Raw genomic sequence first — 9724 nt, 5'->3', positions numbered from 1 at the left:
GGGACTTGGAATCCTTCAATCCCTTATTCAGGTAGGCAAAAATAGCTTTTCCTTTGCAGTGGTACCTGAGTAGTAACGATTCATCATACAAAAGCTGGGGACAAGCGGGGTGGACTGAGCATTTTGTACGACAGATCGTATAAAATGCTGTTTTCGGCTCAACAAACCTATGTTTTTGTGCGTTTTTTCATACAACATGGCAATATTTACAATAGGGATTACAATAATTTGTGTGAAATATCGTTCAAAATCTCGCTAGCATGCCCCAAGATCCACCTTTTGCTTCATGCCCCCCATTCCCAGGTTTATTCAGCAGCACTATAAAACTCCTCTTTCCTCTTCCTTACATCTTCAATTACCGGTAACACCGGGGGACTTATGTTCTCGGGCAACTCGTTGATTGCAAAAAAACGGATTTCTCGCCCCTCGTCATTCACCCTGATCTCGCCGTGATAACAATGGCTCGCAAAAACAACGTCCACATTGTATACTTCATCCCCGTTAGGGTATTTATAGTACATCTCTTTTCCCGAAAAAACGCCAAACAGCCTCAACTGATCAACCGTTAATCCTGTTTCTTCTAAAGCTTCTCTAGCTGCTGCTTCCTCGACTTTTTCGCCAAGCTCAAGAGCGCCTCCCGGAAAACACCAGCTATCGTTATCTGTCCTGTGCATCATTAATACTTCACCCGCGGCATTATAGAGAATAACACTGGCGCCACACATCAAAACGGGACGGCTCCCAACCAGCTCCCTCAGCTCTTTCATATATTCATCCATATCTTTTCCTCCCTATGCAAATCTGCCATACACATGCTACCCCAAGCTCACTCCTTATCCCTAAAACTTGTCCCAAAAAAAGAAAAGAGCCTTTATGACACTTGCTGTCCTTAAAAGGCTCTTTGGTTATATAAGGCTTTGTCCTACCCTTACAGGCAGCCGTACACGATATTCCGCAAGCGTCTTTGAACATAAGACTCCTGGCTGTTCAACAAATGCTGCGCATACATAACAGTAAGCTCCGAGTCAGGGTCAATAATGCCCAAGCATCCCGCGAGGCCGCTCCAGCCAAACTCACCATGCGGACTTAGCGAGCCGCTTTCCGCTCTGGAGACATGAGTGCGGACGCCCAAGCCATAACCGTATCCCTGCATATGATCCCAGTTACAATCGGCGCGAGTCGAAGTGTTCAAGTGATCTGTTCGCATCAGCTCCACAGAAGCCGGTGACAAAATACGCACGCCCTCCGGGCTAGTGCCGCGTTGTGTCAGCGCATTCAGGAACAGCACATAGTCGCTCACCGTGGACATCAAACCAGCGCCGCCGCTCTCCAGCTCCGTACTAAAGCGGAATCCATTGCCATCCGTCCGAATGGTTTTGTCATGTTCTTCATCATACGTATATTGTGGAACCATACGGGTCTGCTGCTCATCATTCAAATCAAATGCCGTATCCTTCATGCCGAGCGGGCCGATGATATTCTCCTGGAGATAAGCGCTAAAGCGTTTGCCGCTAACCTCCTCAACCAAAGCTCCCAGCACATCATGACACATGCTGTAATGCCAATGCGTGCCAGGTTCGAACAAAAGCGGCTCCTTCGCAAGTGCTTTCACGCAATCGCGCGTCGAGAGGGTGCCGTTTGAGTTTTTGATAGCTTCTTGAAGGATTGGCGTGCCGATGTCATAGGAAAATCCGGCTGTCATTGTAAACAAATCCCTGACTGTAATAGCCTTTGTTGCTTTTTCCAGCCTGACCTCTCCGTTAGGCAGCGTTTTCCTTACCGTCATCTCGGCAAACTCAGGCAAATAATCACATAAATTATCGCCAAGCAGCATATGCCCTTTCTCCACCAATTGTAGCCCGGCAACACAAGTCATAATTTTGGTCATGGAATACAGATTAAAGATTGCATTGTCACTAATGGGCGTTTTCTCCTCCAAATCCGCAAAACCATTGCGATACCGGAAAACAGTCTCATTTCGATGCATAACCACTACCTCTGCCCACGGAATCCTCCAGGACGTGATACGGTCAATAAATGAAGCAAGCGGTTTAAAGTCCATTTTTGCTCCTCCTACTATGTAATCAACTCTGCTCCTAAACTTACTATACGACCAATAGTTTACATTGACTACTGTCTCCCGACGCAACTTGTATCCAACACCATCAGTTGCCTATAATGCCTTATTTCTATTTACCCCAAGCTCTCTAAGTGCATAACCCCCATATTTACTGCCGTTTCGATATAACCTTCAATTTGAATAAAATGAAATACCCGAAGAGCAGTATCTAAATCCTTTTTATCATAGTCCATATCTCCCAATACGTGGGAAACCAGATCAGTGACATTGGTTGACTTCACCTCGTCCAAATCCGTGACTTTGCAGGGGGCAGAAATCAATGATCTCAATTTATCGGCACTTCCATAATGTTCAAGAAGCTTCCCATTCAGCAGCCTAAAATCGTTGTGGTATAAGGCATATAACTCGCTATCATTATCCATTCTATTTTTTAACCAGGGAATATAAAACCCCTTTAGCCACAGATCATCAGCAATTAAATGGACAAAGTAACCAAGTACATACAACTGATCCGGGCAGGCCTTATATTTTTCAAAAAAACCATAATAATCGATATACCTTGTAAAATCCCGATGTTCTCCCTTAAAAAAATGGGAGGAATCCTTTGAATGAACCGCGTCAGGTGCAATACTCCCTAGCAAAAATGATGTTCGGTCCTCTATTTTTAATCGTTCCGCAATGTTATTGCCAATAAGCAGATGCATGATTCTCGATCCCATCGTACATTCACCTCAAATTTGATGTTCCCAGCGCTCCTCGATCATTTCCTGATTTGATAGGATTTCGACCTTGCTTTCAACTATGCTAAAGCCATGCCGTTTATACAGACTCCTTGCTGCGGTTAACCTCTGATTGGTCCATAATGATATCGTTTTGTATTGCTTTGCTTCGGCAAACCTCAATGCTTCTTCAATTAATTTTCTTCCCCAGCCCCGGCCACGCGCCTCCTTTTCCAGAAGAAACCACCGTAATTGAGCTGTATCGTCGTTTAACCTGGTAATTCCAATGCTCCCTTTGGGCCTTCCCTCCAGCTCCAGAATAAAAACCATTTCGTTTAGACCATTCATATTCTCTCTGAAAGAATAGACGGCATCGGTTATAAACCGATTAAAAGATTCATCGAATTGATATTCAAGATGATAAATCCGAACATGAGCTTCAATGATATAATCCAAGTCCTCCATTGTAAACGTACGAATCACAAGCTCACCATCTGAACCGCTTCATCCATCAACTCCGCATGATTGCGGATATCTATAATTTTGATCATAATGCTCTCCTGTTATAAGGTGATAGAATTCAGTACATACTGCAATGATTTTTGATTCCTTATCCTGATTAATTTGGTTTTATAGGCCTCCAGTTTCTTTTCACTTTCTTGACGGCTTTTCTCAAAATCCTTTGTCCATTGAAACATTAGTTTAAGCATTTGAAAGTCCGGCTTGTAATGCGATTTTTCAAGCTTCAAGAGCTGCTTTAAAAACCGGGTGACGATTCTTTTTTTGCGTATCCACAATGGCGGGTCAAGGTACAGTATGGTATCGGCCATTTCATACAAGCACTGATACGACTTTCTGTCCGTTCCTTCAAAAATCCACATGCGGTATTTTTCATCAATTTCCTTTATAATAGCCCGCTGCTCCTCATCCGTACGTTTTGTTTGCACGGTAACCTGCCGATTGTGTACAACTTGATCCAGCTCATACCAGGGAATATTCCATTTTTGTGAAAGATTTTTCGCAAGCGTAGTTTTTCCGCTAGCTACGCTTCCAACGATAAAGATTTTTGCCATTGGTCTCTCCCCCTAAAATGAAAGCCCCCGGCGAAACCGAGGGCCTAGTGCGCTCGTGGATGACAACTATGCCATTTGATCGTCTGCGACACGGATCTTTTTTCGCCGTAATCGGAGAACTAAGTGAGATATAATTCACACAATTGCACTCTTTTCCTTTTGGAGCAGGGTTGAAATAGGCCATTCATGTGTTGATACAGCAGCTCATTCAATGATTTGAATCCATTCTGTAATGATTGGTTTTTTGTCGTCGTATTCTATCTTATATTCAACGGCTTTATACATGGTGACCTCGGCTTCATAGCTTTCACGTATTGTGATAAAATCCTTCTCATATTTAATGACAACCTCACTTTTAGTTGAACGGCCAGGAACAAAAAAGATGTACCCGCCATCACTGTTCGGAATTGCCCATTGCTCTCCTTCTTGATTGTAGAGTGATTGTACAATTTTTTCGCTCAGTTGCTGAGAGAAATAAATACTATAATCCTTAATGACCTCCTCTATGGAATCTGTCACTTTCGGAATATTTCTTACATGCTCCTGCACTTCCTCAAGAAAAGCAAACAACTCTTTATCATTCCAAGTCGTAAAGTCAGTTATAAACTTATTCTCTATTGAATTCGCAGAAACAATTGAAACAATCAGGAACTTATCTTTTTTTACATCAAACGTATATTTACCCTCATAGCCATCTATTCCATTCCACAAAAACGATATACTGAGTTGATCCTCGTTCACCCAATTCAGAACATTAAAGTAAGCATCGGTACGATTTTCATCTCGCGCTTCCTTCAAGCCCGCCAATTCAATAACCTCATCCACATAGGGCAAATGATTGCTCAGCATAGTTTGGGTATCAACAACAAAGGTAGATCCGGATGTTCTTGTTTCAATGTATACGGCTACATATCGATTATCGGGAGACCAGACGAAAGATTGTTTATAATATCCGGGAGTCATCGTCCATAATTCCTTATCAGCTGTGATATCTACTAAACGTATACCTTCTGCTGGATATAACCCTCCTGCCGTTACATCTTTTATGACTCCATACGATTCAATGCGGTATTTGCCATCTGAAGAGGTTGAGACAGAATGTTCAACAAAAGGCTCAGGTACACTGGCAGGTTCACTTTCAAAAAAACTCTCCGTCTGATCCCTTGCTACTTGATCCTTTTGTGTGGTACAACCGGAACAAACCAGCAACAAACCAATAAGAAAGGTACTCACAAGTTTTCCCACTGTAGCCCCCCCAAAAAAAGTTTGTTAGAAGGCAATATGACTTTAAACCCATACGGCTTGGTCAAATTTTTCCTGCTGCTGCTTTAAGCAAATCCTCCATTTTGAATAAAGAGTGCAGATTCAGCCCTTCCTCCTCCAGTCTTAATCTTCCTTCTATGTTTCTCTCTATCACAATCATTACATCCGTTACGATAGCTCCCGCATCTCTTAAATCCTTTGCGCTCAAAATAACCTGTCCGCCAGTTGTCACCACATCTTCAATGATGCAAACCCTCTTGCCTTTTACATCTATTCCTTCAGCCAACTTACAGGTACCATATTCTTTTGCCTTTTTTCTTACAAAAGCAACCGGAATATTTGATTTTAACGATAAAGCCGTTGCAATCGGCACTCCCCCTAATTCAAGTCCTGCAAGCACCTCCGTGCCAGGCGGTATCAACTTTGCAAGCTCCTCTGCTATTAGGGACAACAATTGAGGCTGAGACTCAAAAAGATACTTGTCAAAATATTCGGTTGAAACTTTTCCAGAGCGCAACAGAAATTCACCAGTTAAATGGGATACATTATAAATCTCTTTTGCTAACTGTTTCATTGGAATACCTCCGCTTTTTTTGTTTACTCCTTTTTATTGAGTAACAACTACTACAGCCAACCCACTATTTCAGACACCATTCCCTCATAATCTATAAGTGCTTTTAGGGTGCCTGCGACCTGCTGTGTACCCAGTTCCTGCTCCTTTTCATCTGCGCATTCAATCCGTAATGACCGCTTAAGGCTATATTCCAGCCACTCTAGCTTACTCCAATAACCAAGCTCCAGAGCTGTTTTCCAGTTTGCATGGATCTTCCCATATCGTTCTTGATAACCATCAACAAAAGCTAAAAACTTGTCTTTTTCGATTTTGCCAAATTCATTTATGGACCAATAAATCGCTGTTTCAATCATATCGTGTTTTGGGTTTATCTCTCCGGCAGACTCCCAATCAATGAGTATTGGGCTTCCTTGCTTCCACATTACGTTTTTCGGCTCCAGGTCTCTATGGCTGAAAATTCGTTCCTCTGCCAATATTTCAAAAGACCTTTTAGCCCGGCTATTCCATTCATACAGCTGATCTACGTTCTCACATAATGGGTTTAACCATACTGAACGGCTCTCTGCTCCTTTATTTAAATAGCTACGCCAATCAATCTCTTCTATTGCATTAGAAATCACGTGGCTTTTCTCTAGCTTGGAAAAATCCGTTTTATGCATTTCAGCAAGAATACATCCCATTTCTTTGCAATGAGCCCGTGTAATCTCTTTTGGCTGCAAACTACACCCTTCGATCCAGTCAAAAACCATATAATATTGACCGTCAATATGATGTAAAAAAACTCCTTTATCGATTATTGCTAGTTGAACAGGCACATGGCTAGCTGCAATAGCAGCGATTTTTTCTGATTGGATATAATTATCAAAGGCAGTTGGCCTCGCCATAATTTGCGGATTCAGTGCTTTCACCGCGTATTTGCCCGTTGAAGTTTCAATCGCAAACATCCTGTGCAGCAAACCGCCTGATATTGCCTCTGGCGCTTTAAGCAATACCCCAAGCTCTAACGAATCGCATAATTTTTCAAATTGCAGATTGTATGAATCATTCATAGGACTGACCCTCTTCTACGTTTTTGTTCTAATCCATTTAATCAAGTCATCCGGTACGCTTTTCAGGCCTACGGACATTTCTGTCCTTTAGGAGCTTCTTTTTGCGGAATCGCAATTTGTAAAGGACATTTGCGTCCGTCACTCCTCACAAACTCGCTTTTATGAGCCATTTTGGAGCTTTAAAGGACATCGGTGACCGCTACATTAGGGAAATACAGCTAATTCAGTCTCTAACGGTCATCAATGACCGCAATTGCGACTGTGCTGCTTAAACTACAATCCCGTTGCCTGCATTCTCTTCCATTCATCTTCCAAAATGCCCATTTCGAACAAATTCCAATAGGTATTCCCGCATCTTCTGGCATCCCTGATGAGCCCTTCTTTCACGAAGCCTGATTTTTCATAACAGCGGATAGCCGAGAGGTTAAAATCAAATACACCCAAACTGATCTTGTGCAAATTCAGATCATCAAAACCTATTTTTAACACTTCGTTTATCATTTGCTTTCCGTAGCCCTTGCCCTGATAGGGTCGGCCAACAAGAACCTTGCCAATACGGCCTGAACGATTATATCTGTCTATACCGCCTAAGGAAATATGTCCTACTGTTTCATTAAGAGCTTCGTCGACCGCTTTATAGATAAACTTATTGGATGTATTTTTGTCATTTGCTGCATCCAGATAAAGGGACAATTGCTCCTTGGAAAGTGGATACTGAAATTGCGGCCCTGCCCACTGAAGCAAAAATTCAGCATCTCCACTCCATTCTATAAGCTGATCAAAATCATCTGGTCCAAAATATTTAAGAGTTATCATTCCTCGTATGTCCTTTCTGCTTCTATCATTATCCGTTAAAGCTGTTAACTCGGCGGATGTTATTCAGAATTTTAAGCTTAATAAGAGCAAGTCACTACGTTCTCAAATTTGGCTCCAAATTTTCCAAGACCTATGTGCGGCTCTATTGCCCATTTTCTCCCCTTTAATGGTACATTAGCATTTTCCGGACTAATAAATATCCGTTTATCATGATTGTCATAGTCCTCTATGGTATGCCCGATATTTCCGTATGGATCAAGCAAATGATAGTCGCTTTGCTGGATTAGCCCGTTACAATAGTGAAACAGTTCTCCCACCGTTTTACAATTTTCAGCATAGCTATATATTTGTTCAAATATATGCTTTGCATCCTCAACCAGCTTTGTGAACCTTTCATCAGCCCCAATAACAACGGTTTCAGAGTAATCTCCCCATTTTCCCTTTAGCCTCGGACTAAAATCAACAAGCACAATATCTGAAACCTTCAGGATAACCTCATCCGAGGGCAAATGAGCGCCTCGCGTGCAATAAATAGAGTTGGTATTAAAATTAACCAGCATAGGATACCACAAGTCCTCTGCTCCTAAGGCATTTCTTCACATTTATTCGAAAAAGCCTTTTCAGATATACCAGGAACTAAAAAGTTTTTAGATTCCTGGCATGCTCGTGTGGCAATCTCTTGTACATCCATATCGACACATCCCTTGCTACTCATTTTGTATACTGACATTTAAATCTTTCGACCCCTTTATACTTCTCGCCTAAGCTTGAGATTTGAAAGCCTATCCTTCTATAAAAATCAACTGCTTCCAAGTCTGTTTCAGCTTCCAGAAGGCTGATCCTTTGATTGGCGATATAGGCTTGCAGCATTTTTTTCCCGATCCCTTTATTCCGATATTCTTCTTTGACAGCGATATGTTTCAAAATAACCTTTTCATTTGAAATCCGAGTTATCCCCATCAGACCCACTAAAGTATGGTCAATGACTTCTCCCAAAAGACTCCTCGAATCATCTTCCAAATATGCACTCAGCTCTTGTGCAATCTTCTCTTCATCCGGCCACATACAACATGCCAGCAGCTCTTTTACCTGAGATTGGTTTGGATAACTTTTTAGGTTGATCAGACAATCATTCACCTCCTACTCTTCTGAGTTTCAGCGGTGTAGGCCGGCGTGTGAAAAGTTCTTCCGATCGCAGTTGTTCCCAGATTTCCATGAATGATAGGTTCAAATGGTGAAATCCGGGAACACAAGCGACCGCTCCGCTTCTCCAGAACCCCTCACACTCTGGCCTGTCGCTACTTTTCTTTTGTTCAACTTATATAGCGTTAAATCAATAATTTTTTCCTCAGTTAACCAGAAAATAGGTTTCGCCATTTATACAACAACCATGTTTTCAATACCGGCTCTTTAGCTTTGTGTATCGAGACCCTATCCATAAAATAAAAATCAGTCAAATCAACTTCTATTTTCGCCATTGGCTTCACCGGCTCTTCGCTTATCCACTCATCAAAAGAAATGATTTCTTTTCTTGCCCTCTCAAACGATTCACGGGGTAAGAAATATATCATGCCCTGAGTCCAAGGACTATTCATGTATGTTTCCTTGGTGATTGAAAAAAAGTAAAACTTTTTCCCGCTCCTGGTTTCAAGACAGCCATTTCTAAAATTCCCTGCCAGTTTGTCTTTATTAAAAATGGAATAAAATACGGGCCATACCCCATCCTTTGTAGCAAACACAGCCTCAACATATTTCCCGTTATACAAGGTTTGCCTTCTTGGTTCGAACTCCGCTATGCTTTTTTGGGTTGAACCATGCATTAAGACGTTCTTATTCATAGAGATGTACAAAAGAAATCTTTGTTTCGGGAATAGACTCGTATACTTAATAAGCCCATCTCCATGTATTGCAGCATTGAAGATGGTATCAAACTCCTTAATCTCCTCATCACAAAAAGAAACTTGTGGCGAACGATAAAAAAGCAGCGCCAGAATTATATCTATGAATTTGATAGTATAACATTCCTTTCCTGAAGCCGGAGCTTTTGCTGCTATACTTCTTCCATTATTATACATCTGAAAGTAAAAAACCACCACACCCCGATTGAAAAATCAAGGCTGCGGTGGTTTGAAACAAAATATTTTTTCACA

General features: G+C 41.8%; 12 protein-coding genes. All 12 read right to left on the bottom strand.

What is annotated here, in order from left to right:
* Positions 1-305: 305 nt before the first annotated feature.
* Entirely contained in the window at positions 306-779 is a 474-nt protein-coding gene (locus tag A7K91_RS13730; RefSeq protein ID WP_068683630.1) for an NUDIX hydrolase, read from the bottom strand.
* A 149-nt stretch (positions 780-928) separates the two neighbouring features.
* Positions 929-2062 carry a serine hydrolase domain-containing protein gene (locus tag A7K91_RS13725; protein WP_068683628.1) on the bottom strand — a complete coding sequence of 378 codons (1134 nt, stop codon included), beginning with the start codon at positions 2060-2062 and terminating at the stop codon, positions 929-931.
* A gap of 131 nt (positions 2063-2193) precedes the next feature.
* The gene (locus A7K91_RS13720) at positions 2194-2784 is read right to left on the bottom strand and encodes a zinc dependent phospholipase C family protein (protein WP_245697503.1); all 591 of its coding nucleotides are present in this window, start codon (positions 2782-2784) and stop codon (positions 2194-2196) included.
* 27 nt (positions 2785-2811) lie between these two features.
* Complete coding sequence (locus A7K91_RS13715) at positions 2812-3282, bottom strand: GNAT family N-acetyltransferase (RefSeq protein WP_068683624.1); 471 nt, start codon at positions 3280-3282, stop codon at positions 2812-2814.
* A gap of 80 nt (positions 3283-3362) precedes the next feature.
* Entirely contained in the window at positions 3363-3872 is a 510-nt protein-coding gene (locus A7K91_RS13710; protein WP_068683623.1) for a P-loop NTPase family protein, read from the bottom strand.
* 204 nt (positions 3873-4076) lie between these two features.
* On the bottom strand, positions 4077-5117 hold the full coding sequence (locus tag A7K91_RS13705; protein WP_068683621.1) for a hypothetical protein: 1041 nt from the start codon (positions 5115-5117) through the stop codon (positions 4077-4079).
* A 61-nt stretch (positions 5118-5178) separates the two neighbouring features.
* Entirely contained in the window at positions 5179-5709 is a 531-nt protein-coding gene (gene pyrE / locus A7K91_RS13700) for an orotate phosphoribosyltransferase (protein ID WP_068683618.1), read from the bottom strand.
* Between the two features lie 50 nt (positions 5710-5759).
* Entirely contained in the window at positions 5760-6758 is a 999-nt protein-coding gene (locus A7K91_RS13695) for a phosphotransferase (RefSeq protein ID WP_068683616.1), read from the bottom strand.
* A 273-nt stretch (positions 6759-7031) separates the two neighbouring features.
* Positions 7032-7574: a GNAT family N-acetyltransferase gene (locus A7K91_RS13690; RefSeq protein ID WP_068683614.1), complete on the bottom strand. Its 543-nt coding sequence runs from the start codon at positions 7572-7574 to the stop codon at positions 7032-7034.
* 77 nt (positions 7575-7651) lie between these two features.
* Complete coding sequence (locus A7K91_RS13685; protein ID WP_245697505.1) at positions 7652-8134, bottom strand: M24 family metallopeptidase; 483 nt, start codon at positions 8132-8134, stop codon at positions 7652-7654.
* Positions 8135-8285: 151 nt separating this feature from the next.
* Positions 8286-8711, bottom strand: coding sequence for a GNAT family N-acetyltransferase (locus tag A7K91_RS13680; protein ID WP_245697502.1), 426 nt, complete (start codon positions 8709-8711; stop codon positions 8286-8288).
* Positions 8712-8926: 215 nt separating this feature from the next.
* Positions 8927-9649 (bottom strand): hypothetical protein, encoded by a 723-nt coding sequence (locus tag A7K91_RS13675; protein WP_082967459.1) that lies wholly within the window; start codon positions 9647-9649, stop codon positions 8927-8929.
* Between the last annotated feature and the right edge of the window lie 75 nt (positions 9650-9724).

The organism is Paenibacillus oryzae (assembly GCF_001675045.1).
In the GTDB taxonomy this organism is placed as follows: domain Bacteria; phylum Bacillota; class Bacilli; order Paenibacillales; family Paenibacillaceae; genus Pristimantibacillus; species Pristimantibacillus oryzae.
Note: the sequence above shows the minus strand (reverse complement) of the source record. Positions and strands in the feature narration are given on the sequence as shown.

What these genes read in the sequence shown, in the direction of transcription:
- A7K91_RS13730 (WP_068683630.1), bottom strand. Translation starts at nt 779, where the DNA reads ATGGATGAATATATGAAAGAGCTGAGGGAGCTGGTTGGGAGCCGTCCC.
- A7K91_RS13725 (WP_068683628.1), bottom strand. Translation starts at nt 2,062, where the DNA reads ATGGACTTTAAACCGCTTGCTTCATTTATTGACCGTATCACGTCCTGG.
- A7K91_RS13720 (WP_245697503.1), bottom strand. Translation starts at nt 2,784, where the DNA reads ATGCATCTGCTTATTGGCAATAACATTGCGGAACGATTAAAAATAGAG.
- A7K91_RS13710 (WP_068683623.1), bottom strand. Translation starts at nt 3,872, where the DNA reads ATGGCAAAAATCTTTATCGTTGGAAGCGTAGCTAGCGGAAAAACTACG.
- pyrE (WP_068683618.1), bottom strand. Translation starts at nt 5,709, where the DNA reads ATGAAACAGTTAGCAAAAGAGATTTATAATGTATCCCATTTAACTGGT.
- A7K91_RS13695 (WP_068683616.1), bottom strand. Translation starts at nt 6,758, where the DNA reads ATGAATGATTCATACAATCTGCAATTTGAAAAATTATGCGATTCGTTA.
- A7K91_RS13690 (WP_068683614.1), bottom strand. Translation starts at nt 7,574, where the DNA reads ATGATAACTCTTAAATATTTTGGACCAGATGATTTTGATCAGCTTATA.
- A7K91_RS13685 (WP_245697505.1), bottom strand. Translation starts at nt 8,134, where the DNA reads ATGCTGGTTAATTTTAATACCAACTCTATTTATTGCACGCGAGGCGCT.
- A7K91_RS13675 (WP_082967459.1), bottom strand. Translation starts at nt 9,649, where the DNA reads ATGTATAATAATGGAAGAAGTATAGCAGCAAAAGCTCCGGCTTCAGGA.